This is a genomic window from Pseudomonas sp. Colony2, assembly GCF_019382755.1.
Classification (GTDB): domain Bacteria; phylum Pseudomonadota; class Gammaproteobacteria; order Pseudomonadales; family Pseudomonadaceae; genus Aquipseudomonas.
Window position 1 is genome coordinate 3,141,452 of record NZ_CP080030.1, and the last position, 24,531, is coordinate 3,165,982.

Annotated in this window: 25 protein-coding genes and 1 pseudogene; 13 read left to right on the forward strand and 13 right to left on the reverse strand. The window is 61.1% G+C overall.

Annotated elements, in window-relative coordinates:
* Both JV201_RS12615 and JV201_RS12620 read right to left on the reverse strand, forming a co-directional pair.
* Nucleotides 1-486 (reverse strand): GNAT family N-acetyltransferase (locus JV201_RS12615; protein ID WP_219407007.1); only part of this gene is annotated, 486 nt, incomplete at its 3' end.
* A 221-nt stretch (nucleotides 487-707) separates the two neighbouring features.
* Complete coding sequence (locus JV201_RS12620) at nucleotides 708-2,123, reverse strand: cytosine permease (protein ID WP_003210161.1); 1,416 nt, start codon at nucleotides 2,121-2,123, stop codon at nucleotides 708-710.
* Between the two features lie 251 nt (nucleotides 2,124-2,374).
* Here JV201_RS12620 and JV201_RS12625 point away from each other — a divergent pair, with 251 nt between their 5' ends.
* Nucleotides 2,375-3,286: a LysR substrate-binding domain-containing protein gene (locus tag JV201_RS12625; protein ID WP_003210159.1), complete on the forward strand. Its 912-nt coding sequence runs from the start codon at nucleotides 2,375-2,377 to the stop codon at nucleotides 3,284-3,286.
* A gap of 118 nt (nucleotides 3,287-3,404) precedes the next feature.
* Here JV201_RS12625 and argE read toward each other — a convergent pair whose 3' ends face one another.
* Genes argE through JV201_RS12645 form a run of 4 tightly spaced genes read right to left on the reverse strand, consistent with a single transcriptional unit; the run spans nucleotide 3,405 to nucleotide 7,007 of the window.
* Nucleotides 3,405-4,550, reverse strand: a complete 1,146-nt coding sequence (gene argE / locus JV201_RS12630) for an acetylornithine deacetylase (RefSeq protein WP_102606138.1) — start codon at nucleotides 4,548-4,550, stop codon at nucleotides 3,405-3,407.
* Complete coding sequence (locus tag JV201_RS12635) at nucleotides 4,547-5,224, reverse strand: DUF1028 domain-containing protein (RefSeq protein ID WP_003207324.1); 678 nt, start codon at nucleotides 5,222-5,224, stop codon at nucleotides 4,547-4,549. Before JV201_RS12635 ends, argE begins: the two co-directional genes overlap by 4 nt.
* 16 nt (nucleotides 5,225-5,240) lie before the next feature.
* Entirely contained in the window at nucleotides 5,241-5,651 is a 411-nt protein-coding gene (locus tag JV201_RS12640) for a RidA family protein (RefSeq protein ID WP_003207327.1), read from the reverse strand.
* A gap of 24 nt (nucleotides 5,652-5,675) precedes the next feature.
* Entirely contained in the window at nucleotides 5,676-7,007 is a 1,332-nt protein-coding gene (locus tag JV201_RS12645; RefSeq protein ID WP_374707365.1) for a flavin-containing monooxygenase, read from the reverse strand.
* A gap of 153 nt (nucleotides 7,008-7,160) precedes the next feature.
* Here JV201_RS12645 and JV201_RS12650 point away from each other — a divergent pair, with 153 nt between their 5' ends.
* The 6 genes from JV201_RS12650 to JV201_RS12675 all read left to right on the forward strand — a co-directional run bounded on the left by JV201_RS12650 (nucleotide 7,161) and on the right by JV201_RS12675 (nucleotide 13,477).
* The gene (locus tag JV201_RS12650) at nucleotides 7,161-8,000 is read left to right on the forward strand and encodes a helix-turn-helix transcriptional regulator (protein ID WP_134327660.1); all 840 of its coding nucleotides are present in this window, start codon (nucleotides 7,161-7,163) and stop codon (nucleotides 7,998-8,000) included.
* Between the two features lie 46 nt (nucleotides 8,001-8,046).
* Nucleotides 8,047-9,429: an aspartate aminotransferase family protein gene (locus JV201_RS12655; protein ID WP_134326381.1), complete on the forward strand. Its 1,383-nt coding sequence runs from the start codon at nucleotides 8,047-8,049 to the stop codon at nucleotides 9,427-9,429.
* A gap of 119 nt (nucleotides 9,430-9,548) precedes the next feature.
* Entirely contained in the window at nucleotides 9,549-10,928 is a 1,380-nt protein-coding gene (locus tag JV201_RS12660; RefSeq protein ID WP_219407009.1) for an APC family permease, read from the forward strand.
* A 39-nt stretch (nucleotides 10,929-10,967) separates the two neighbouring features.
* Nucleotides 10,968-12,458, forward strand: a complete 1,491-nt coding sequence (locus tag JV201_RS12665; protein WP_219407010.1) for an aldehyde dehydrogenase — start codon at nucleotides 10,968-10,970, stop codon at nucleotides 12,456-12,458.
* A 27-nt stretch (nucleotides 12,459-12,485) separates the two neighbouring features.
* Nucleotides 12,486-12,983 (forward strand): GNAT family N-acetyltransferase, encoded by a 498-nt coding sequence (locus JV201_RS12670; protein ID WP_219407011.1) that lies wholly within the window; start codon nucleotides 12,486-12,488, stop codon nucleotides 12,981-12,983.
* Between the two features lie 17 nt (nucleotides 12,984-13,000).
* Entirely contained in the window at nucleotides 13,001-13,477 is a 477-nt protein-coding gene (locus JV201_RS12675; protein WP_219407012.1) for a GNAT family N-acetyltransferase, read from the forward strand.
* A 162-nt stretch (nucleotides 13,478-13,639) separates the two neighbouring features.
* Here JV201_RS12675 and JV201_RS12680 read toward each other — a convergent pair whose 3' ends face one another.
* Complete coding sequence (locus JV201_RS12680; RefSeq protein ID WP_003207341.1) at nucleotides 13,640-14,128, reverse strand: HIT family protein; 489 nt, start codon at nucleotides 14,126-14,128, stop codon at nucleotides 13,640-13,642.
* A 141-nt stretch (nucleotides 14,129-14,269) separates the two neighbouring features.
* On the opposite strand from JV201_RS12680, the gene JV201_RS12685 reads away from it, so the two are divergent.
* Nucleotides 14,270-14,599 carry a DHCW motif cupin fold protein gene (locus JV201_RS12685; protein ID WP_003207343.1) on the forward strand — a complete coding sequence of 110 codons (330 nt, stop codon included), beginning with the start codon at nucleotides 14,270-14,272 and terminating at the stop codon, nucleotides 14,597-14,599.
* A gap of 4 nt (nucleotides 14,600-14,603) precedes the next feature.
* Here JV201_RS12685 and JV201_RS12690 read toward each other — a convergent pair whose 3' ends face one another.
* Nucleotides 14,604-15,629, reverse strand: coding sequence for an NADP-dependent oxidoreductase (locus JV201_RS12690; protein WP_003207345.1), 1,026 nt, complete (start codon nucleotides 15,627-15,629; stop codon nucleotides 14,604-14,606).
* 93 nt (nucleotides 15,630-15,722) lie between these two features.
* On the opposite strand from JV201_RS12690, the pseudogene JV201_RS29670 reads away from it, so the two are divergent.
* Both JV201_RS29670 and JV201_RS12695 read left to right on the forward strand, forming a co-directional pair.
* Nucleotides 15,723-15,863, forward strand: a pseudogene (locus JV201_RS29670) (LysR family transcriptional regulator); the annotation flags it as partial.
* A 39-nt stretch (nucleotides 15,864-15,902) separates the two neighbouring features.
* Entirely contained in the window at nucleotides 15,903-16,598 is a 696-nt protein-coding gene (locus JV201_RS12695) for a substrate-binding domain-containing protein (RefSeq protein ID WP_257903329.1), read from the forward strand.
* Here the strand turns inward: JV201_RS12695 and JV201_RS12700 are convergent.
* Entirely contained in the window at nucleotides 16,583-17,497 is a 915-nt protein-coding gene (locus JV201_RS12700; RefSeq protein ID WP_219407013.1) for a LysR family transcriptional regulator, read from the reverse strand. The genes JV201_RS12695 and JV201_RS12700 overlap by 16 nt on opposite strands.
* A 118-nt stretch (nucleotides 17,498-17,615) precedes the next feature.
* On the opposite strand from JV201_RS12700, the gene JV201_RS12705 reads away from it, so the two are divergent.
* Complete coding sequence (locus JV201_RS12705; RefSeq protein WP_219407014.1) at nucleotides 17,616-18,848, forward strand: cation:dicarboxylate symporter family transporter; 1,233 nt, start codon at nucleotides 17,616-17,618, stop codon at nucleotides 18,846-18,848.
* Nucleotides 18,849-18,986: 138 nt separating this feature from the next.
* On the opposite strand, the gene JV201_RS12710 is transcribed toward JV201_RS12705, so the two are convergent.
* The 4 genes from JV201_RS12710 to JV201_RS12725 form a co-directional block, all read right to left on the reverse strand.
* Nucleotides 18,987-20,597, reverse strand: a complete 1,611-nt coding sequence (locus JV201_RS12710) for an argininosuccinate lyase (protein WP_003207353.1) — start codon at nucleotides 20,595-20,597, stop codon at nucleotides 18,987-18,989.
* 20 nt (nucleotides 20,598-20,617) lie between these two features.
* Nucleotides 20,618-21,865: an OprD family porin gene (locus tag JV201_RS12715; RefSeq protein ID WP_008435327.1), complete on the reverse strand. Its 1,248-nt coding sequence runs from the start codon at nucleotides 21,863-21,865 to the stop codon at nucleotides 20,618-20,620.
* 301 nt (nucleotides 21,866-22,166) lie between these two features.
* Entirely contained in the window at nucleotides 22,167-22,643 is a 477-nt protein-coding gene (locus tag JV201_RS12720) for a copper chaperone PCu(A)C (RefSeq protein ID WP_003207356.1), read from the reverse strand.
* Nucleotides 22,643-23,248, reverse strand: coding sequence for an SCO family protein (locus JV201_RS12725; protein ID WP_003207358.1), 606 nt, complete (start codon nucleotides 23,246-23,248; stop codon nucleotides 22,643-22,645). The genes JV201_RS12720 and JV201_RS12725 overlap by 1 nt, the downstream gene beginning before the upstream one ends.
* A 265-nt stretch (nucleotides 23,249-23,513) precedes the next feature.
* On the opposite strand from JV201_RS12725, the gene JV201_RS12730 reads away from it, so the two are divergent.
* Both JV201_RS12730 and JV201_RS12735 read left to right on the forward strand, forming a co-directional pair.
* The gene (locus JV201_RS12730) at nucleotides 23,514-23,897 is read left to right on the forward strand and encodes a DUF2946 domain-containing protein (RefSeq protein WP_003207359.1); all 384 of its coding nucleotides are present in this window, start codon (nucleotides 23,514-23,516) and stop codon (nucleotides 23,895-23,897) included.
* Nucleotides 23,898-23,959: 62 nt separating this feature from the next.
* A complete protein-coding gene (locus tag JV201_RS12735) occupies nucleotides 23,960-24,514 on the forward strand; it encodes a putative natural product biosynthesis protein (protein ID WP_219407015.1) in 555 nt (184 codons plus the stop codon).
* Nucleotides 24,515-24,531 lie beyond the last annotated feature (17 nt).

The following is a 24,531-nucleotide window of genomic DNA, read 5'->3' on the forward strand; positions in this document are numbered from 1 at the left end:
ATCCATCACCATCTCATGCCACGCCATCCCGCCGTGGTCCGACGCCGACGGCTGCACATAGCGATAGCCCATGCGCTTATACAGCTCCACATGGCGGTCCTTGCACATCAGGTGAATGGTCTTCTTGCCCATCGCCTGCATGCGCTGCACGAACTCCGTCATCAAGCGCGTGGAGTAGCCCTTGCCTTGCTGGGCGGGATCCACCACCACCGACATGATCACCACATTCGGCGCATCGGCTGAATGCCCGACCAACTCCTTGAAGGCTTCATCCGACATCACCACTTCATCGGCGCAACCGCAGTTGATGAAACCGATCACAACACCATCCGCCTCCAGGATCAGAAAGCCTTGCGGGTACAGCGCAATGCGCGTGGCGATTTTTTCCAGGGTCGCGGCTTCGTCGCCTTCGTAGGCGGTGATTTCGATTTCGTAGCAACGGTTGGCGTCGGCGAGGTTGGCGTTACGGAAGGTGAGGGCGGGCATTGGGTTACCGGAGAAGTTGAACGACGGCCCCCATGATAAAGAAAGAACACCCCGACAGCACCGCCGAACACAAAACCCACTCACACCACCGACCCCCTGTGGGAGCCGTCGAGCTTTAGCGAGGCCGCGATGGCGGCCTTCCTGGCACCATCAATATTCGCCAAGCCGGATAACTGGAAAACCCGCAAATGCGGGTTTTCTCGTAACTGAGACAGGCTCTATTAAACCCCACCCACCAACTTCCCCCCCTCCAACCGACGCTTATACGCACTGTCCCGACTCGCCAACCAGAAATACAACGGCGACGTCACCACCAACCCCACCAACCAGGACAAATCCGCCCCGTTGATATGCGCCGAAATCGGCCCCACATACAGCGGCGTATTCATAAACGGAATCTGCACCACAATCCCCACCGCATAGGCCACCAGCGCCTGGGGGTTGTACCGGCCATAAATCCCGCCATCCACGCGAAAGATCGAACCGATGTCGTACTTGCCCTTATGGATCGCATAGAAGTCGATCAGGTTGATCGCCGTCCACGGCACCAGTACCACCAGCAGCACCAGCACCATGTCCACGAAGTGCCCGATAAAATCCTTCGACGCAAACACCGCCGCAATCGAGCACGCCGCCAGCACCAGCACCGAGATCACTGCACGCGCCTTGGCGGTGGGGATCCAGCGGTAGGCGAAGGTCTGTACCAGGGTGATCAATGACAGCACGGCGCCGTACAGGTTAAGCGCGTTGTGGCTGATCACACTAAGCAGGAACAGCAACAGCATCAGCGGGCCAATGGAGCCGGTCGCCAGTTTGACCGCGTCCATGGTGTCCATGCCCACCGGCGTAGCCAGTACCGCAACCGCACCAAAGATGAACGACAGGCTGGAACCGAGCACGGTGCCCAGATAGGTGGTCCAGAAGGTCGACGCCACCGGCACATCCGCCGGCAGGTAGCGGGAGTAGTCAGACACATACGGCGCAAACGCGATTTGCCACAGCGCGGCCAGCGACACGGTGGCCAGCCAGCCGGAGATGTTGAAGTTACCGCGCGTCAGGAAGTCGGCCGTCTGCACATGGGTGAAGATGTAGCCAAAACCCAGCACGATGCCCGCGCCCAGCACCCAGGTACCGATGCGGTTGAGGACGTGGATGAAGCGGTAGCCGATGATGCCGATGATCCCCGAGCCGATGGCGCCGATGACGATGCCTACCGGTACCGGGATCGCGTCGACGACGCCGTGCAGGGATTTGCCCGCCAGTACGATGTTGGAGGCGAAGAAGCCGATGTACATCACGCCGGCGATCACCACCACCAGCAGTGCGCCAAGGGAGCCGAACTGGGCGCGGCTCTGGATCATTTGCGGGATGCCCATCTGCGGGCCCTGGGCCGAGTGCAGCGCCATCAGCACGCCGCCGACGAGGTGGCCGACGAGGATGGCGATGATGCCCCACACCAGGTTCAGGCCGAACAGTTGCACGGCCAGCGCGCCGGTGACGATGGGCAACGGCGCAATGTTGCCGCCGAACCACAGGGTGAACAGGTCTCTTACCTTTCCGTGGCGATCTTCCGGGGGCACGTATCCAATCGTGTGTTTTTCGATAAGCGGGGCGGAGGATGTTGCAGTGGTAACCATGACGAGCTCCAAGGCAAGGTGAGTACGTTGACGTACTTCGCTGGGCGGCGCGTGTGCGTCGCTTTTGTTGTTGGAGTGATCATGTGCAATGGTCACAGGGAGGTAAATTAGTAAGTTTGTTGCTATAGACCTTAAAAATAATATCTCGCGGGGTTTTTTGCTCCGGTATGTTGCATGCACTTGAATCAGTGTGAAAAAGCCGATTTTCACGCACTTGTTTGGGGCGAAATCCCACGTTTATGGAGGTCCCGATGGCTGCCTATAACCTGCGCCAGCTCAGATATTTTGTAACCACGGCCGAGTGCGGCAGCGTGGCAGAGGCCTCGCGCAAGCTCTATATCGCGCAACCGTCGGTGTCGACGGCCATCAAACAGTTGGAAGACAGCTTCGGTGTGCAGCTGTTTATCCGCCATCACGCCCAAGGGGTGTCGCTGACGCCAAGCGGTGCGCGGTTCTATCGTAAAGCCCTGGAGCTGCTGCGGGTGGCCCATGAGTTTGAGCAGAACGCCCTGGCAGACAATGACGTGGTGGCGGGGCAGATCGATATCGGTTGCTTCGAAACCGTGGCACCGCTGTATTTGCCGCGCTTGATTGCCGGTTTCCGGGAGCGTTGGCCGGGGGTGGAAATCCGTCTGCGCGATGGCGAACAGCAGGAACTGGTGCAGGCGCTGACGGCCGGCAGTATCGATGTGGCGATGCTGTTTGAGCATGACCTTGGCAGCGCCATCGAGACCACGCCGCTGATGCCGCCGCAGCAACCCTATGCGTTGCTGCCGGCGGATCACCGGTTTGCGCAGCAGGCCAAGGTGTCGTTGGCGGACTTGGTGCTGGAACCGATGATTTTGCTGGATGTGCTGCCGAGCCGGACGTACTTCGTGAGCATCTTTGAAGAGCGTGGGCTGACGCCGAATATTGTCTTCAGTTCGCCGTCGATCGAGATGGTGCGGGGGATGGTGGGGCGCGGGTTCGGGTTTTCGATCCTGGTGACCAAGCCGTTTTCGCCGTATTCCTATGACGGGCAGAAGCTGGTGTGCGTGCCGTTGGCGGAGACGGTGACGGGGTCGGGGTTGTCGGCGGTGTGGTTGCGGCGGGCGCCGTTGACCAAGCCGGTGCAGTTGTTTGTGGAGTATTGCCGGGAAGAGCTGGCGCGGTTGTTAGGTTAGACACAGAACTAAAAATGTGGGAGCGGGCTTGCTCGCGAAWGCGGTGGATCAGTCAATACATCGGGTGACTGTCACACCGCATTCGCGAGCAAGCCCGCTCCCACATTTGGCCCGCGTTTCAGGCGCGAATCGAGTCGAGCATGCGCAACAACATGGCATCGCAAGCCTTCAGTTGCGCAACACTCACAAACTCATCCGGCTTATGCCCCTGGTCCATGCTCCCAGGCCCGCACACCACCGTCGGAATGCCCGCCGCATCAAACAACCCACCCTCGGTCCCGAACGCCACGGTGCCAAATTCCCGCGAGCCGCAAAACGCCGCAATCAGCTCCGCCGCCTGGCTGCGCTGGTCGGTGGCCAGCCCCGGGTACGCCGACAACTCACTGAAGCGAATCGCACTCTGCCGGCTCACCGCCTGCATCCGCGGCAGCACCTGCTGCATCGCATAGGCTTGCAGCTCCTCGGCCACTTCACCCGGGTCCATCGAGGGCAGGGCGCGCACTTCAAAGTCAAAACGGCAATCGGCAGGCACGATATTCAACGCCTTGCCCCCGGAGATCACCCCGGTTTGCACGGTGCTGAACGGCGGGTCAAAGCGCTCGTCCTGATGCACCTTGAGGCGCTGGCCGATTCGCCCCAGCTCACCAATCAACTCGGCCGCATACTCGATCGCATTCACGCCCTGGGGCGCATACGCCGAATGGCAGGCCTCGCCATGCACTTCACAGCGCATGGCGAGCTTGCCTTTATGGCCCAGCACCGGCTTCAACTCGGTGGGCTCGCCGATAATGCACAGCAGCGGTTTCACCGGCCATTGTTCCAGCACCTTGAGCAACGAACGCACCCCAAGGCAGCCGACTTCCTCGTCGTAGGACAGGGCGATGTGCACCGGCATGCGCAAGTCTGCGCTTGCCAAGGCCGGCACCAGCGCCAGTACACAGGCGATGTAGCCCTTCATGTCCGCCGTGCCCCGGCCAAACAGCTTGCCGTCGCGTTCGGTCAACTCAAACGGCGGCAACGTCCACGGCTGGCCATCTACCGGCACCACATCGGTGTGCCCCGACAGCACAATCCCGGGCACATTCGCCGGGCCGAGGGTGGCGAACAGATTGGCCTTGCTGCGCTCATCGTTGTAGATCAACTCGCAAGGCACGCCGAACCCTGCCAGGTAATCGCGCACGAACTCGATCAGCTTCAGGTTGGATTCGCGGCTGGTGGTATCAAACCCCACCAGCGCCTGCAGCAGTTCGCGGCTGGTGCTCATCGGTCGTCTCCGGCCACGCCGTAGCCAGGGGAGCGGTCCGGGGCGAGGGCGCGGTCGATGTAGTCCTGCACCTGTGGACGGTAGGCGTCCCAGAGCTTTTGCAGCTCGGCGATCGGCTGCTCGTCGGCCCAATCCACCCGCAGGTTGATGATCGGCCAGGTCAGCTCGCCCACCACCACCAGCGCGGCGGAATGCACCGGCCCGGCTTCGCCCCCGGCGGCAATGGCCGCATGCATCGCGGCCAGCAGGCGGTCTGCCAGTTGGCCTTCGCCTTGCTCGAAGGCCTTGACCATCGCCTCGATCACCGCGCGGTCGGCGAGCATATTGCCGGCGGCCACGCACTGTTCGCCCGACACCGCATTGTGGGTGCCAAGGGTTTCGTTGCCGCTGAAATGCACCGTGCGCCCGAGGTGATCAATCGCCGTCAGTTGCCGGTATTGGCTGTAGCCGTTGCGGGTCAGGGCCTTGTCTACGGCATCGGCAGGGGCAAGGCCTTGCTCCAATAGATCGAGTACGTCCGGGCCGAGGGCGGGCAGGGTGATGTTCTGGGTCGAGACCGCACCCACGCCGGGCCGCAGCCATGGGCAGCGGGCGCCTACGGCGATGCTCGATGAGCTGATAGCAATGCCCATCTGGCCGGTTTCCGCGCAGCGGGCGACGATTGAAAAGGTCATGTCGTGCCTCCTTGGGTTACTCGGGGATAACTGCAATCACGTCGATTTCCATCAGCCACTGTGGCTGGCCCAGGGCCGAAACCACCAACCCGGTGGAGATCGGGAACACGCCCTTGAGCCACTTGCCGACTTCCTGGTACACCGGCTCGCGGTAGCGCGGATCGATCAGGTAGGTGGTGGTCTTGACGATGTGGCTCAGGTCGCTGCCGGCCTCTTCCAGCAGTTGCTTGACGTTTTTCATTGCCTGTTCGGCTTGCGCGCGCGGGTCGCCAAGGCCGATCAGGTTGCCGTCGAAATCGGTGCCCACCTGGCCCCGTACATACACCGTGTTGCCGGCGCGTACGGCCTGGCACAGGTCATTGTCCAGGCTCTGGTTAGGGTAGGTTTCCTTGGTGTTGAACATGCGGATGCGAGTGTGAGTAGGCATCAAAAAAACTCCAGAAAAAAGTGATCAGGCGCTGACAGGTGAGGTGTGAACAACCGGTGTGGGTTCGCGGTACTCAAGGTATTGACGCTGGATGGCGATATGGTCGGCCACGTACTTGGCGTCATGCCACACGCCCCAGATAAACGACGAGCCCCGGCGCGACTGCCATGGCAAACCGAGGAAGTAGATGCCCGACTCGCTGGCTACGCCGCGCTGGTGCTGCGGCTTGCCGGCGGCGTCAAATGCATCGACCTTCAGCCAGCTGTAATCCACGGCAAACCCGGTTGCCCAGATGATTGAAGTGATACCGGCCTTGGCCAGGTCCAGTTCCAGGATCGGGTGCTTGATGCACTCGGCATCGGGAAACGCACGACGCGCTTCGGGCTCTGGCGGCAGGTCGAGGCCGTTGCGCTCGATATAGGCATCCGCCGCATCCAGCAGGGCCAGGTAGTTCTCATCGCCGCGGGCCAGGTTTTCCACCAGGTTGGGCTGGAAGCTCGCAACGCTGCCGTTGAAGGATTGGGTCAGGCCGACCAGGGTCATGCCTTGCTGGGCCAGCTCGCGGAAGTCGATGGTCTTGCCGCCGTGGGCGCCGCTCACCGCAATGGTCACGTGCTCGCGGCCGGGTTTCATCGCGGCCTGGTCCCACTCACCCAACACGCCCAGCCACCAGCAGAAATCGCGGTTGCGATAGGCACGCGGTGGGCGGTCGTGAGCACCCACCGACAGGTACACCTGGCGCCCGGAGCGTTGCAGTTCGTCGGCGATCTGCACCCCGGAGGAACCCGCCCCCACCACCAGCACCGCGCCGGCCGGCAGTTGCGCGGGGTTGCGGTAGTCGGCGGAGTGGATCTGGTGCAGCGCGCTGTCTTGAGGGGCAATCGCCGGAATCACCGGCTTCTGGAACGGCCCGGTGGCCGCCACCACGCGGTTGGCTTCGATCACGCCTTCGCTGGTGTGGATGGTGAAGCCGGGGCGACCGATATTGCGCACCACCGAGGTCACGTCGACGCCGGTACGAATCGGTGCATTGAACTTGCGTGCATAGGCTTCGAAGTAGTCCGCCACACGCTCTTTCGGCGCAAAGCCATCGGGGGCGACGTTATCGAAGGCCAGGCCCGGAAAACGGTCATGCCAGGCCGGGCCGTTGGCAACCAGCGAGTCCCAGCGGCCGGTGCGCCAGCGCTCGGCGATACGGCTGCGCTCCAGCACCAGGTGCGGCACGCCTTGCTTGCTCAGGTGCTCGCTCATGGCGACGCCAGCCTGACCGGCTCCCACCACCAGCGTGTCTGTTTTTGTTATTGCTTGAGTCATGTGTCTGTCCTTGCGTAATGCAGTTGGATTCAGCTTGGGCATGGCTTCAAGGCTAGGGGGAGGGCGGTTTTTAATAAAATATTATTAAGCTGGGAAGTGAGCATAAATATCGGATGCAGGCTCACCCTATCGGGTGATTTCGAGGATGGAGCGGGTGTGCAACCATCCTTGCAGTTCTTTCAGCGAGTGTTTGAAGTGGAAAACGACCGGCTTTCTTCTGCGCAATGGTTCGAACAGATGGCCCGGGTGACCGATAGCATCGGGCAATCGGGGTTCGCCGCGACCTTGTTCGAGGCTCTCGGTTATCTCCAGCCGATCCAGGCCACCACGCTGTATTTCTACCCGCGCGGCGGCATGCCCAGTGCGCTGTTCGAGCTGGACGGGCCATGGTTGCCACAAGGCAATGTGCGCCAGTACCTGTCGGGGTTTTATCTGCTCGACCCGTTTTACGGGGCCTGTGTGGAGGGCGTCAGCTCCGGGTGTTACGAGCTGGCCGAGGTCGCCCCCGATCACTTCGAGCTCAGCGAATACTTCCAGTCGTTTTACCGGCACTCCCATCTGGAGGATGAGCTGAACTACATCCTGCAGTCGAGCAACGGCTCGAGCCTGGCGGTGTCGCTGGCCTTTACGCAAAAGCTCGACGCCACCATCACCGGCCAATTCAAACGCATCGCGGCGTGGGTGCTGGCGGTGCTGGGCAAGCATTTCGTTGGCCTGGATGCCCAGGGGGCGCGTTTTGAAAACCTGCTGGAGCAGCGCATTCACTCGGCGCTGAACAACTTCGGCTCGTCGATATTGACCGAGCGGGAATGCCGGATCGCCCAACTGATCCTGCGCGGGCATTCCACCCGTTCGCTGGCCGAACGCCTCGACGTCTCGGAAGACACCATCAAGTCCCACCGCAAACACATCTACACCAAGCTCGATATCGGCGCGCAATCGGAACTGTTTGCCCTGTTTATCGATTCGCTGGCCGAAGCCCAGGGAGTGCTGAGCAAAGACCCCCTTGAAAGCTACATGAGCAAGCACCGCTGAGCGGCGTTGCTCGCCCTTGCGTCACTACTAATAAGAGAGAAATACCATGAACGTACCCGCCCAACTGAACCGCCTGACCGAGGACTACCAGAAGTCGGATGCGGCCCACCACATCCATGCATTTGTCGATCAAAAAGCGCTGAATGCCGAAGGCCCGCGGGTGATGGTGCGCGGTGAGGGCCTTTACCTGTGGGACAGCGAAGGCAAGCGTTACCTGGACGGCATGTCGGGCCTGTGGTGCACCCAGCTGGGTTACGGTCGCAGGGACTTGACCGCTGCCGCTGCCGCGCAGATGGACCAGTTGGCGTACTACAACATGTTCTTCCACACCACCCACCCGGCGGTGATCGAGCTGTCGGAGTTGCTCTTCAGCCTGTTGCCGGGCCACTACAGCCACGTGATTTACACCAACTCCGGCTCCGAGGCCAACGAAGTACTGATCCGTACCGTGCGCCGTTACTGGCAAGTGGTCGGCCAGCCGCAGAAAAAAATCATGATCGGGCGCTGGAATGGTTATCACGGCTCCACGCTGGCGGCGTCTGCCCTGGGCGGCATGAAGTTCATGCACGAGATGGGCGGCCTGATTCCCGACGTGGCACACATTGACGAACCCTACTGGTACGCCCATGGCGGCGAGCTGACGCCTGCCGAGTTCGGCCGCCGCTGCGCCTTGCAGCTGGAAGAGAAAATCCTCGAGCTGGGCGCTGAAAACGTCGCCGGGTTTATCGCCGAGCCGTTCCAGGGCGCGGGCGGCATGATCTTCCCGCCGGAAAGCTACTGGCCCGAGATCCAGCGCATTTGCCGGCAATACGATGTGCTGCTGTGTGCCGATGAGGTGATTGGTGGCTTTGGCCGTACCGGCGAATGGTTCGCCCATCAACACTTCGGTTTCGAGCCCGACACCCTGTCCATCGCCAAGGGCCTGACCTCCGGTTACCTGCCGATGGGTGGCCTGGTGCTGAGCAAGCGCGTGGCCGATGCGCTGGTGGAGCGCGGCGGCGTGTTTGCCCACGGGCTGACCTATTCCGGGCACCCGGTGGCGGCGGCGGTGGCGCTGGCCAACCTCAAGGCGCTGCGGGACGAAGGCATCGTGCGCCAGGTGAAGAACGACACCGGACCGTACCTGCAAAAAATCCTCCATGAAGTGTTTGGCAATCACCCGATGATCGGCGAGATCCAGGGCACGGGCTTGCTCGCGGCCTTGCAGTTCGCTGAAGACAAGAGCACCCGCAAGCGCTTCGAGAACGAAAACGACCTGGCCTGGCAGTGCCGCACGTTTGGTTTCGAAGAGGGCGTAATCATTCGCTCGACGCTGGGCCGCATGATCATGGCACCGGCACTGGTGGCCACGCGCACTGAGCTGGACGAGCTGGTTGAAAAGACCCGCATCGCCGTGGATCGCACCGCACGGATCGCGGGAAAACGCTGAAGTGACCAGCGCGCCACCCCAGGCGAGGGGTGGTGCGCAACCTCCATCAGGCAACGCTGAACGGCATCGATGCCATCGAATGCCGCGACGCCCTGCATCCCCATTTCCAGGAGTCACCCATGAATACAATAACAAACGTGACCGATACACCCGCTCATCAATCCTCACCCAAAGCCGCCTCGTCCCGCCGCTTCCGTCAGCCGCTGGGTCTTATCGGGCTGGTGTTGTTCGGCCTGGCGTACATGGTGCCGCTGGCGGTGTTTACCACCTACGGGCTGGTGACCCAAATGACCAAGGGCCACTTGCCGACCGCCTACATGCTGACTCTCGCCGCCATGCTGCTGACGGCCTACAGCTATGGGCGCATGGTCCAGGCGCATCCCTATTCGGGCTCGGTCTACTCCTACACCCGCAAGGCGTTTGGCGCCTACTTCGGCTTCATCGCCGGGTGGACCCTGTTGCTGGACTACATCTTCCTGCCGTTGCTCAGCTATTTGCTGATCGGCATCTACATGTCCGAGTATTTTCCCGGGGTGCCGACCGCCGTGTGGGTGCTCGGCTCGATTGCCCTGGTGACCACGCTGAACCTGGTGGGCATCGAGTCCATCACCCGGGTCAACTGGATACTCATCGTCGCCCAGTTGGTGTTCATCGTGGTGTTCGTGGCGTTGTCGGTGCACACCCTGAGCGAGCAGTCCGCACCCGTGTCGCTGCTGGCGCCATTCCACCATGAAGGCTTCAGCGCGCCGCTGATCATGGCGGGCGCCGCGGTGCTGTGCCTGTCGTTTCTTGGCTTCGATGCGGTGTCGACCATGGCCGAGGAAACCCCCAACCCACGCCGCACCATCCCGTTGGCGATCATGGTGGTGTCGCTGTTCGGCGGCCTGCTGTTCCTGCTGGTTTCGTATTTCGCGCAAATGGTGTTCCCGCAATGGAACAGCTTCGTCGACCCGGATGCCGCCTCGGTGGATGTGATGCGCCGGGTGGGCGGCGAACTGCTGGTGACCGCCTTTACCGCAACCTATGTCGCCGGTTGCTTCGCCTCGGCGATGGTCTCCCAGGCCAGTGTGTCGCGGGTGCTGTTCGCCATGGGGCGTGACGGCGCGCTGCCCCGCGTGCTTGGCAAGCTGGTGACGAAAAAGCGCTTGCCCGCCACGGCCATCGTGCTGGTCAGCCTGTTCTCGCTGATTGCCTTGTTCATCACGTTGGATACCGTCGCCAACATGATCAGCTTCGGTGCGCTGTTTGCGTTCTCGGCGGTAAACCTGGCGGTGATCAAGCACTACCTGGTCGACCAGAAGTTGCGCGGTACCAGGAACTACTTGCTGTACGCCGTTGTGCCGGCGCTTGGGTTCCTCAGCACGATCTGGCTATGGAGCAGCCTTTCCAGCCTGTCGTTCACCATCGGCCTGTGCTGGATGGGGCTTGGGCTCCTGTGCCTGCTGGGCATCACGCGGGGGCTGCGCGTGAAGATGCCGGAACTGCAGATCGCCGAGTGAACCCCTCTTTTATCCATCGCCATTCATTGGGAGTACAACGTGTTCGACCTTAACTACTGGCAACAGCGTGTTGCCCGCCAGACGTTCATCAACACCGCCCTGATCGGTGGCCGCTCAGTGAATGCGGCATCCGGGGCGACCTTCGATGCCATTAACCCTGCGACCCAGCAGTTGCTGTCGCGGGTTGCAGCCTGCGGTGACGCAGAAGTCGACCTGGCCGTGCGCAGCGCACGCCAGGCCTTCGAGACCGGCCCCTGGCGACGGATGCCGCCGGTGGAGCGCAAGAAAATTTTGATCAGGCTCTCCGAATTACTGATGACCCACCGCGAGGAACTGGCGCTGCTCGATTCGCTGAACATGGGCAAGCCGGTGATGGACGCCTACAACGTTGACGTGCCCGGCGCCGCCAATGTGTTTGCCTGGTACGGCGAAGCCCTCGACAAGCTCTACGATCAAGTCGCGCCCACCGCTCACAACGCGTTGGCAACCATCACGCGTGAAGCACTGGGGGTGATCGCGGCGGTGGTGCCGTGGAACTTCCCGCTCGACATGGCCGCCTGGAAACTCGCGCCGGCGTTGGCGGCCGGTAACAGCGTGGTCTTGAAACCTGCCGAGCAGTCGCCGTTTTCTGCCCTGCGCCTGGCCCAGCTTGCCCTGGAAGCCGGTGTCCCGGAAGGTGTGTTGAATGTGGTGCCCGGCCTCGGCGACAGTGCCGGCAAGGCCCTGGGGCTGCACCCCGACGTGGATTGCCTGGTGTTCACCGGCTCCACTCAGGTGGGCAAATACTTCATGCAGTATTCCGCCCAGTCCAACCTGAAACAGGTGTGGCTGGAGTGTGGCGGCAAGAGCCCGAACCTGGTGTTTGAGGACTGCCAGGACCTTGACCTTGCGGCGCAGAAGGCCGCCTTCGGCATCTTTTTCAACCAGGGCGAAGTGTGTTCGGCCAACTCCCGTCTCTACGTGCAACGCTCCATCCATGACGAATTCGTCGAGCGCCTGATCGCCAAGTCGCGCGCCTGGATACCGGGTGATCCGCTGGACCCGGGCAGTGCGGCCGGTGCCATCGTCGACAGTCAGCAAACCGCACGCATCATGCACGCCATCAGCCAGGCCCAGGGGGAGGGCGCCAGGCTGTTGTGCGGTGGCGAACAGTTGACCATCAATGGCTCCTCCAACTTCATCCAGCCAACCATTTTTGCCGGTGTGACCCGCGACATGGCCCTGTCCCGTGATGAAGTGTTCGGCCCGGTGCTTGCCGTCAGCGCTTTCGACACGGAAGAGCAGGCGATACAGCAGGCCAACGACAGCCTCTACGGCCTGGCGGCCTCGGTATGGAGTGATGACCTCAACCGTGCGCACCGTGTGGCCCGTGCCCTGAATGCCGGGACGGTGTCGGTCAACACCATCGACGCCCTGGATGTGGCGGTGCCGTTCGGTGGTGGCAAGCAATCCGGGTTCGGGCGTGATTTGTCGCTGCACGCTTTTGACAAGTACACGCAGCTGAAAACCACCTGGTTTCAGCTGCGTTGACTCAAGCGGTTATCCGGTCGTGTATTTATGCGTGCGCGGCCGGCACAACTACAGGCAAAATCAGCGCGAACTCAGAGGGCTTTGAACACCATGGTCACTATTCGCGTAATGAGCACTGCCGACTACGACGCCGTGCTCGAACTGATGCAGAAAACGCCTGGCATCTCCCTGCGCGATGCCGACTCCCGCGAGGCCACTGAGCGTTACCTGGAGCGCAATCCAGGCATGAGTTTCGTCGCCGAGGTCGATGGGGGGCTGGTTGGGTGCGTGATGTGCGGGCACGATGGCCGGCGCGGGTATTTGCAGCACTTGCTGGTGCTGCCCGCGTATCGGCGCCAGGGTATTGCGAACGCGTTGGTTGAGCGCTGCCTCACCAGCCTGGCGCAATTGGGCATCCGCAAATGCCACCTGGATGTGTTCAAGTCCAACGACAGCGCTGCCCGTTATTGGCAGGGCCAGGGCTGGCAGCTGAGGACCGATATTGATCGCTATTCGTTTACCCGACCGGGTGACGAGAACGCCTGACGTCCATGGAGGGACAGATGCTCGAGATACGACGCGCCACGCTGGAAGATGCACAGGCAGCCTTCGACATTCGCCTGTTGGCCATACGCAGCCAATGCATCGGCGCCTATACGTCCGAGCAGATGATGTTGTGGACGCAAGGCGCAGCCAAGGACGGTTACGACACGCTGATGGACAAGCATTTTTACCTGGGATGTGTCGACGGTGAGCCGGTCGCTACCGGCATGCTGGATCTGGCGAACAACGAAATCGGTGCGTTGTTTGTGCTGCCCGGGTTTACCGGACGCGGGATTGGCAAGCAGATATTGGTGTATCTGGAGGCGTTGGCGCGGGAGTTGGGGATTGAGGAAGTGATCCTGGACGCGACGTTGAATGCGGCGGATTTTTATCGACGGTGTGGGTATGTGGGGACCGAGCAGGCCATCTATCATTCGCCGTCGGGGTTGCAGCTGGCCTGTATTCCTATGCGCAAACACCTCCACAATGTTCGCTGACACGGAAAAACTGTGGCGAGGGGGCTTGCTGTGGCGAGGGAGCTTGCTCCCGCTGGGTCGCGAAGCGGCCCCAATAAAGCCAGCGCAATCTGACTGAAAGAACTCGCTGACCTTCTTGGGGCTGCTGCGCAGCCCAGCGGGAGCAAGCTCCCTCGCCACAGGTCATGTGTCGTCTTGGGTATTGAACTCCGTACGCAAACACCTGATCACCTCGCTCACCGAAGCTCCTTGAACCACCGGCGGCGTAGGGCTCTCACCAAACTCCCGCCAGATAAAAAGCGTCAGCTCCGCACCGTCGGTAGCCTTCTGCTGCGTCCCGAAATTCTGCAACACCCGATAGCGCTCATCCTGCCAGAACAGCGCTTCAACCCATCCATACACCGGTATGAAATGAAAGTGCAGCGGGAAGCCCGGCATATGCCCGAACCGGCTGATGTAAAGCCACTTGGGCTTCAACTGAGCCTCCATGACCCGCTGGGTTTTGGCCAGCAACCCACCCAGCTCCGCGAGCGCCGCATCGGGCATCTCGGCCAGTGAGTCAACCGGCGCCTTGGCACCCAGCATCAGGTAGCCCGGCAGTGCGGATGACAGGTGATGATTGAGCAGCCAGTGCTCGGTCTCATGCACAACAAAGGATGGATCGATCTTCATCGACGGGCTTCCATGCGAAGAGGCTTGGCAGGATACCAAGAGTCATCGCCCTGTATCCCGCAAATGCAGCGGATCTGTCTCTATCGCGGCATTCACCTTATAGATACGGTTCATCCATACCTATTCAATGCCGAGAAAACCATGGACCTGACCGCAATCCCCTTTGGCACCACCGACTGGTCGACCCTCGAGCCGGTGATGCATCCCGGCGAAACCGGCAGTGCGTATTGGCGCACTTGCCAGTTCGGTTCAACCCGCGTGCGCATGGTCGAATACAGCGCCGGTTACCTGGCTGATCACTGGTGTTGGCGCGGGCATATCCTGCTGTGCCTGGAAGGTGAGCTGCACACCGAGCTGGAGGATGGCCGGCAGTTCACGCTGACTGCCGGGATGAGTTATCAGGTGGGCAATGACATGGAGGGGCATCGGTCATCGACTACCGTCGGGGCGAAGTTGTTCGTGGTGGATTGAGGCGTCAAGCCAGTCGCACAATCAACTTGCCGAAGTTGCGCCCCTCCAGCAGCCCGATAAACGCCTCAGGCGCTTGCTCTAGGCCCTCGACAATGTCTTCGCGCCACTTCAGCTTGCCCTGATCAATCCACTGCGCTGCTTCCTGCAAGAAGTCGTCCTGCTGCTCGTCAACAAACTCGGTCTGGATAAAGCCGCGCACTGTGAGGCTCTTGGCGAGGATGTCGTGCATAGTCGCCGGCAGTCGGTCGACCTGTTGCCCGGGCACCGAGCGGTCGTTGTAATGGGCGATCAGCCCACATACGGGTATCCGCGCAAAGTCATTGAGCAGCGGCCTCACGGCATCCCAAACCGCCCCCGAGACATTTTCGAAGTAAACGTCAATTCCATTGGGGCAGGCTTCGGCCAACTGCTGGGCAAAATCCGCTGCGCGATGGTCGATGACGGCATCAAACCCGAGTTCATTTTTCACGAATGCGCATTTCTCCGGCCCACCCGCGATACCCACCGCGCGTGCGCCCTTGATGCGGGCGATCTGGCCGACAACCGAGCCCACTGCGCCACTCGCCGCCGCCACTACCACGGTGTCACCGGGCTTGGGTTGGCCGATAGTGAGCAACCCCGAGTACGCGGTGAACCCCGGCATTCCAAGAACTCCCAGCGCTGTGCTGGGGTGGGCGATGCCCGGATCCAGAAGCCGCAGATCGAGGCCGTCCGAGAGCGCAAATCGCTGCCAGCCGGCATAGGCAAGCACGATGTCGCCCTCTTGCCACAACGGGTTTCGTGAATGTTTGATCCGCGCGACCGTGCCGCCCACCATCACCTCGCCGATGCCCACTGGCTCGGCATAGGATTTGGCCGCACTCATGCGCCAGCGCATGTAGGGGTCGAGGGACAGATAGAGGTTTTCCAGCAACACTTCGCCTTCGGCAGGCTCGGGAATCGCGCTGTACTCCACGCGAAAATCGCTGGGTTGCGGGCGCCCGTCGGGGCGGGCGGCCAGTACGATGCGTTGGTTCTGGAGCTGGGTCATGAGGCTCTTCCTGGTTGATAACGTTCCAGCAGGGTAGTCATGCTCAAGCTATCGAGGTAGGGTGATAGCTGTTGATTCAGAGTTAACCCAAACATGATATCTGACGCGTTTGAACCCTATCTGCTACGAACCTTTATCTCGGTATGCCAGCACGGCAGCCTGAGTGGCGCAGCCCAGCAGGCGGGCAGGGCGCAATCGGCCCTAAGCGCACAAATCCGCCGGCTTGAGGAGTTGCTAGGCCAGCGGCTGTTGCGCAGAACAGGTCGGGGCGTGGTGCCCACTACCGAAGGCGAACTGCTGCTCACCTACGCGACGCGCATTCTGGCCTTGGGCGAGACGGTAGCAGCGCGCCTGAAAGAGCGCACGGTGATGGGCAATGTGCGCGTCGGGCTCTCGGAAGACGTGGCGGTATCGGCGTTGCCGGCAGCGCTCGGCCGGCTGCGGCGCGCCTGCCCGCATGTACACCTGGAGGTCGTTGTTGATCACGGCGACGCACTCGCCGAACGTTGGAGTGACGGCGAGCTGGACGTGGCCATTGGCGTCAGCTCATCGTTCAACGCCGACCCTGTGCACGCCTGGAACGTCGAGCTGTACTGGGTGTGCGCGATTGATGAAGAAATCGATGCGGCGCTGCCGCTGGATGTCATCGTGTATGCCGAACCCTGCGCCTGGCGGCGCTTGATGTTTGATGCCTTGCTGAACGCCGGGCGGGATTTTCGGGTCACGGTGACCAGCCCGAACATTGGCGTAATCACCGCAGCGGTGGAGGGCGGATTGGGTGTGGCCTTGCTGCCGGCGGAGAATATTCGGCCGGAGACCATGCGCATCATTTCCTTGGCTGAAAGCGATGGGCCTATTTTGAGTGTCAACTACGGCCTGTACGCCGTTCCACGGCAAAGCGACAGCATCCGCGCGGCAGTGGAACTGCTCACCGAGAGTTTTCACGCGATGACTCAACCCTTGCGATAAACCCCCGCCAACTCCCGCGCCAGCCCAATGAAATTCTGCAACGGCGTCGACGGATTGAACGCGCGCCGCACCAGGGTGATCGGTGCCAGCAACCTTGGCCGTGCATCGCTGATCCGGCAGTACACCACGCTTTCGCGATGCACGTCGCGCATCGACGCCGGCACCACCGAGATGCCTTCGCCTGCGGCCACCAGGCTGACGTTGGTCAGCATGCGCTCCACTTCAAAGGCAATCTTCGGCTCGAAACCGGCGTTCTGGCAGGCCTTGATCAGGTTGGCGTACATCCCCGGCGCGCCGGGGCGGCGGACCAGGATGAAGCGTTCGTCCTTGAGGTCGGCCATGGTGATTTTTGGCTCGGCGTCCTTGAGCAGCGCATGCCCGACGGGCAGGGTCAGCAGCATTTCTTCGTTGAGCAATCGGTGGAACGTGAGGCTCTGGTGGTCGCCCACCGGTGCGCGGAGGATGCCGATGTCGATGCGTTTTTCGATGGTGTCTTCGGTGACTTCCCGGGCGCTGCCTTCGTTGATCGAGAGCTCCACGCCCGGGTATTGCTCGCGGTAGGCGCGGATGATTCGCGGGATCAGCGGGTGGGCGGCGGCGGAACTGGTGAAGGCAATGACCAACGTGCCTTCGATACCCTGGGCAGCGCGAGCCGCCTTGAGGGAACCTTGCTCGACGCGGGCGAGGATCACTCGCGCTTCATCGAGAAACACCAGCCCGCCGGCAGTCAGGTCGACGCCCTTGGGGTGGCGCTTGAACAGGTCGAATCCCAGCTCTTGTTCGAGGGCACGTATCTGTTGGCTGAGGGGCGGCTGCTGCATGTTCAGGCGAGCGGCGGCGCGGGTGAAATGTCGCTCTTCGGCCACCATGATGAAGTAACGTAAATGGCGAAGTTCCATGGTGGTATATCCCGTGACAAGACTTTATTATTTGTGGCCTGAGTGCGCCTTGGCGACCAATATGCCGAAACTGGCCTGATCCGACAATAACAATAAATAAAAAGACCATGGAGCATTGATGTCGACCCGATTTTCGAATAACGCCACCTTGCCTATTTTGATTGCCATTGCACTCGGCATGGTTGTAGGGCTGTTTTATCCGGGCGTGGCAATCGAGATGAAGCTGCTCAGTGACGCCTTTATAAAAGTGGTCGGGTTACTGATGCCATTTCTGTTGTTTGTGCTGGTGTCGACCGGTGTCGCAGGTATCAAGCGCGAGCCCCACCATCGGCATGTAGTGGGGCGGATCGTGGTGTATTTCCAGCTGATGTCCCTTGCTGCATTGGTGTTGGGAATGTCGACGGAGTGGTTGTTCAGCCTGGATCATACCGCAGTGGCCAACCTGGATTTTGATCATCTGACACCGCCTGCTGCGCCCGAAACGCTGTTGCACGAGCTGTCGATGACCTCGATTTCGTCCAGCCTTTACAAGGTTTTCACCCAAAGCCTGGTGCTCCAGGTGATGCTGGTGGCGGTGCTGTGCGGCCTGCTGCTGGGGCGTGGCGGCCAGGTCGCAAACCGCTGCCTCGGTTGGCTGGAAGCGGCGGTCGCCGGGTTGTTCTGGTTGCTGCGGTTTATCCTGAAGTTCGCACCGCTGGCGGCGTTTGGGGCGATGGCATTTGTGGTGGGAAAGTACGGTTTAAGTTCGGTGCTGCCGCTCTTGAAGTTCATTGTTGTTATTTACCTGGTTTGCGCGGTGTTCGTCATTCTAGTGTTCGCCACGATTACCCGCCTGCTCGGCGTTAAATTGACCCGGCTAATTGTTTACTTGAAAGAAGAGTTGTTGTTGGTGACGTTCACCGGCTCTTCAGTGGCCGCACTTCCAGGTTGCGTCAGCAAACTTGAGGCGCTGGGCTGTGATCGCCAATTAGTGCGCCTGGTGTTGACCACCGGGTATACGTTCAACTTGGCCGGTACCAATCTTTACCTGACTACTGCCATTATGTTCCTGGCGCACCTCGCCGGAGTGGAGATTGCCGTACCCGAGTTGCTGGCGGTGCTGGTGATCTGCCTGTTTACCTCGCTGGGGTCTACCAGTGTGGCGGGCTCGGCGTTGTTTACCCTGATTGCTACCTTGAACATCCTGCAACTGGTACCGCTGGAAGGGGTGGGTTTGTTGTTGGGAGTGGAGCGGCTGATGAAGTGTCGGTCGTTGACCAATGTGCTGGGCAATTGCGTGGCGTGCCTGGCGATATGCGGGTGGCAGAAGTCGATTGACCATGAGGTGTTGAAGCGGGAACTGAGTCACTGAGCCGAACATGCTTTCCAGACCCAAACGCGGTCAAATGTGGGAGCGGGCTTGCTCGCGAATGCGGTGGGTCAGCCAATAAATCTGCTAACTGATACACCGCCTTCGCGAGCAAGCCCGCTCCCACATTCAGATCGCATTTCAGCCCTTGGCGTTGAGCAACTTGTCGAACGCCTTGTCCAGGTTGCCTTCAGCACCTTTCAGCTTCTCACGACGCTCCTTCAACCAACTCTGGTCCGCGTCGAGATTCTTGCGCGCTTCCACCAGCATCCGCTTGACCTCTTCCGGCTGCGGCCCACCCGTACCCTTGCGAGTCTTGACCATCGTGGTCGGCGACAGTGCAGCACGGAAACCGGCCTCATCCAGCGGCAACGTATTCGGCGTCCATTTGTATTTGTCCGCGGCCTGCGTGTACAGCTTCTGCGCGTCCGCATACGCGAAGGTCTTCGGCGTGGTGCCATTGCTGCGCGCCTCGGTGACGATCAACGAGGCGAAGCTGTGGCCAATGCGGAACGGCACCTTGAACTGACGCTCCAGGGTGTCGGCCAACTCCATGGACGTGGTCCATTCCGACTCCAGCTCATCCAGCGCTCGCTGCGGGTTGATCTGCAGCGCATCCAGCACGGCATCCATGCTTTTGAACATGTCATCGGTGGACTGGAACAGCCCCAATGAATCGAACGCAAACTTGTAGTCGGTCATGCCGGTGGTGACGTTATGCGCGCGCAAGGTCACGGTTTGCGCCAGGCCCACCACGTCGGAGGCCGATTCCCGAGTGCGCATCAACAACCCCGGGTTGCGTTTTTGCGGCATCGCACTGCTGGTGTAGGTGGACTCTTCGTCCAGCAGCAACCAGGGGCGGATCTGATGGTACTGGGTATGGATATCGCCAATCATCGCGCCGATGCGGATCGCCGAAGACGCCGCGAGGTTCGCCGCCTCGATCGGGATGTCGTAGGTCGACACCTGGCTCGAATCCAGGGAGTTTTCCCGCACGCCGTCGAACCCCAGCAACTCGGCCAGGCGTTCGCGGTTCAGCGGGTAAGCGGAGTTCGCCAGTACCGCGGTGCCCATCGGGCTCAGGTTGAGGCGGGTGTAGAGTTCACGGATGCGTTGGCCGTCGCGATCAAATGCGGCTTCGAACGCCAGCAGGTAGTGCGCATAGCTGATGGGCATGGCCTGCACGCCGTTGGTGTAGGCGGGCACCAGGGTGTCGATGTTCTTGTCGGCGATGTTCAGGATACGTTGGCGGGTGGCGTTCAGTGCCTCGCTGTAGGCCAGCACCTGGGAGCGCAGTTTGGCCAGGCGGTAGGTGGCGAGCATGTCCTGGCGGCTGCGGCCGGAGTGGATCAGCGACGCTTCCGGACCGATTTTGTCGGTCATGATTTTTTCCAGTTGCAACACGTCTTCCGGGCGCTTGCCATCGGGCTGGTCGGCCTGGTCGATGGCAAAGCGCACGCCGCCGGCGATCTTGTGGCCCATGTCCGGCTTGACGATGCCTTCTTCGGTGAGCATCACGATCGAGGCTTTGTTGATGCGGTTCAACCAGGCGAACTGGGTTTGGGTCGGGTCGCCCTTGGCCTTGTGGGCGCTTTGCGAGGAGCCCGGCGTGGCGCCGACTTTGGCCGCCTGGGCGGCGCATTCTTCGGTGGTTTTGCAGGGCAACGCGCCGGTGTCGGCGGCGTAGGCGCCGTAACTGCTGAACAGGGCAAAGGCGACGGCCAGGTGGATCAGGCTTTTTCTGCTATTCATGTGCAACGCTCCGGGAAAAATCACAGCAAGGGCAGGGTGTAGCTGACGATAAAGCGGTTCTGGTCGATATCGCTGCCGCTGCCATTGCTGCGATACGTGCCATTGCGCCATTTCACTTCAAGGTTCTTCAGGGCACCGCTCTGGAACACGTAGCCGATATCGGTGTTGCGCTCCCACTCGGTACCTTCCAGGGTTCGGGTACGCACGAAGTTGTCACCCTTGAGGTAGCGGGTCATGAAGGTCAGGCCGGGGATGCCGAGGGCGGCGAAGTCATAGTCGTAGCGGGCCTGCCAGGACTTTTCCTCGGGGTTGGCGAAGTCCGGCGAGATCATCACGTAGTTGACGAGGTAGGAGTCGGTACCGTCCAGGTGGGGGAAGCCGGTGGTGCCTTTCATGCGCTGGTAGGCGGCGCCGAACGAGTGGCCGTGGAGGCTGTAGGTGAACTTGGCACCGAAGGCCTGGTTGTCGATGTTGCTGTTGCCTTCCTTGCTGGAGTCGGCGTAACGCAGGTCGGTCTTGAACGACTGCGCGTCACCCAGTGGCAGGGTATGGACCAGGTTGAAGATGTGTTGCTTGTAGTTGTTCTCGAGGTTGGCGTAGTGGTAGCCGGTGACCAGGGTTTTGGTCCAACTGTAGCTGGCACTGGCGAAGTCGAATTTATCGCTGGGCACGGCACCCTTGATGCCTTTGCCGTCGACTTCGATGTCTGCATGGCCGCTGTCGTTACGCAGGGTGTTGCTGGTCAGGCGCCCGGCATCGAAGGTCAGGCCGGCGATGTCCTGGCTGGTCAATTGAGTGCCGCGAAAGGTCTGGGGCAGCAGCCGGCCATCGTTGGGCAGTACGGTCGGCAGCTTGGGGATCAGCGTGCCGAATTTGAGCACGCTTTTGGAGATCCGCGCCTTGGCGGTGGCGCCCATTCGACTGTAGCTGTCCGGTGCGCCATCCTCGCCCACGGGAAGCAGGCCGGTGTTTTGGCGGTCGGGGCTTGAGTCCAGTTTCAAACCCTGCAGGCCAATGGCATCGAGGCCAAAGCCCACCAGGCCTTCGGTGTAACCCGACTGGTAATTGAGGATCAGCCCTTGGGCCCACTCATCGCGTTTGGACTGGCTCGCGTTGGGCTGGCGGTAATCGCTGTTGAAGTAGAAGTTGCGAAATTCGAGGTCGGCCTTGCTGTCTTTGAAAAAGTCAGCTTCGGCAAAGGTTGGGAAGGCGAGGGTCAAACCGAGGGTGGCCGAAGTCAAGCCCAGGGTAATGGGGGATTTGTTCATTGTTATTCCCGTTGTCTGCTGCTTATTTTTAGAATTATCTGGCCGGACGGCGACAGGGAGACGCGTCCGGCTTGCGCAGGCTAACGAGTTGTATTGCAGATTGAAAATATATAGAAAGTGTTAATGCGAGACGAAAAAAGTATGAAGCGGATGCCCGATTTTTCAGACACTGAAGGGCCAATGTGGGAGCGGGCTTGCTCGCGAAAGCGGTGGATCAGTCAATACATCCGGTGACTGTCACACCGCATTCGCGAGCAAGCCCGCTCCCACACAAGCCCGCTCCCACATTTTGATCTGCGCTTTAGTGCATCTTGCTGTGATCCATGGTTTCCGTCGCATTCAACGCACGGGCTTGGGCCTTCACTTCGATCGACTGCTTTTCACCCTTGGCATTTTCCACGGTGACGGTCAGCGGCACCTGGTCGCCTTCCTTGATCTGGGCGGTGAGGTCGATCAGCATCACGTGATAGCCATCCGGGTCGAGCTTGACCGCCTTGCCCGCGGGCAATGGCACCGAATCCACCGGGCCCATGCGCATCACGTCGTCCTTCATGGTCATCTCATGGATCTGCACGGTCTTGGCGACCGGCGACGCCACGCTGAGCAGTTTGCTGTCGCTGTCGGCGGTAACGGTCATGAACGCGCCGCTGGACGGCTGGCCCGGTACCGAGGCGCGTACCCAGGCGTCGGTGACCACTGCCTGTGCACTGGCGTGGGCGGCGAGGCCCAGCAGGGAGAGACCGAGGGCGAAGCGCTTGAGGTGTTGAACGGCAGTCATTAGCAGACCTCCATGACGGTGAGCAGGTCTTCTGCGCACTCTTTGGCGTTAAGCGAGGCAGACAAGCCCAGGCGCAGGGTGCCCCGGGTGTCGAACACAAAGCTGGTGGCGGTGTGGGAGAGGGTGTAGCTGTCGCCGGCGGGGATCTTTTCATAAAAGATCCCGAATTCCTTGGCGGCCACGGCGATTTCTTCCGGGGTGCCGTACAGCGCCTGGAAGCTGGGGTCGAAGGCCTTGACGTAGGCGTCCAGTATCTTGGGCGTGTCGCGTTCCGGATCCAGGGTGATAAACACCACCTGCATGATCTTGCCGTCGCGGCCCATCAGTTTTTTCGCCTGGGCCATGCGCGCCAGGGTGGTCGGGCACACGGCCGGGCACTGGGTGAAGCCGAAGAACACCACCGGCATCAAGCCACGGAAAGAGCTCAAGGTGACGGTCTCGCCGTCGGTGTTCTTGAGCTTGAAGGTACGGCCCATGATCTTGTCGCTCAGATCCTTGCCGTACTTGAAGTTCAGTTTCGGGCTGTTGTCACAGCCGGCCAGCAGGCCCAGGCCCAGCAATCCCATGCCGGAGAGGACTTTGCGGCGGGTGAATAACGTACTCATCAACTGTGCATCCTGTGAAGCGCCTGGGTACCACGAAGCGTTAAATCAGGCGAGGAGAGCGTGGCATTCTAACAACCCGGGCCTCTGGGCGTAATCTGCGACGTTCTGTCACAGGCCCTGCCGGGCAAGACCAAATGTGGGAGCTGTCGAGCTTGAGCGAGGCTGCGAAGGGATCGGCTTGGTATTCCTGCAAGACCGTGGCGCCTGCATCGCAGCCTCGCTAAAGCTCGACAGCTCCTAGAGGGGGAATGGTAAAGTCGCCGCCATGAAACTCTCCCGCCCGGACCGTTCACTCATTGCCTGGACCCTGTATTTTTGCGTCCTGTTCAATGTGTTCGTCTGCGGTTTGGGCCATGGGCAGATGATGGGGCTTGAGCTCAATGGCCTGGGCGGTCAGTTCTGCTCAAGCCTGGGCACCAAGGCGCCGGCCTCGGATGCCGGCCTGGGTAATCCGACGGCCAGCAGTTGGTCGAACTTCTTCGCCTGCCCGGTGTGCTCCGCCGTGACCCTGGGCATCGTCTTCCTGTTTTGCCTGGCCTGGCTGTTGGGCCTCGGGCAAAAGCCGCGCCCGGCCCATGAGCGGCGCAACAAGGCCCCTCCACGGTATTCCTGGCCCTCGGCCAACCCTCGCGCTTCCCCTGCATTCTGACGTGTGCCCCGGGCTTCCTGATACCAGGAGGCGTTCTATCGTCACGAGTGTGAGTGCGTTCCATGAGCTCTATCCTGCCTTCCGGCGCTGCCCGTCTGGTCAGCAAGGCGTCGCGCCGTCCGTCCCGCAGCGACGTGTTGCTACCGTCTGTCGAATACCCGAGTAACGCCCGCTGTTTCGTCCACCTGGATGCACGGTTGCTGCCGTACTGGCACACCTTGTTCGACATCTGCCCCGGTTTGCTCAAGCTCGACCCGCCGGAGGGCTTGAACCTGTTTCGCAGCTTCATGACCTGGGCTTACCGCAACCGTCCCTCCCTGGACTGGACCTACCATGTAAACGTGTGCCGTTGGCTGCTCGGTTCGGTGTATCGCACGCAGATCGATGAAGAGCCCATCGAAGCATTCATGACGGCGGCTGCGGCCCGTTGGGTCAGCGATGACACCAGCCAGGCCCGGGGCCTGGTCCTGGCCTGGCAAGGTTCATCCCTGCAAGTGGTGGACTGGAAGCAGGGCAGCGGCGTACCGCTGCAGAACTTGCCGCCGCTGCCCGGAGATTTCGCCTGGTGCGCGCTGGATAGCCAGGGAAGGTTCAGCGGGTGGTTGCCGGTGCCTTGAGGTTCCGCTCGATCCAC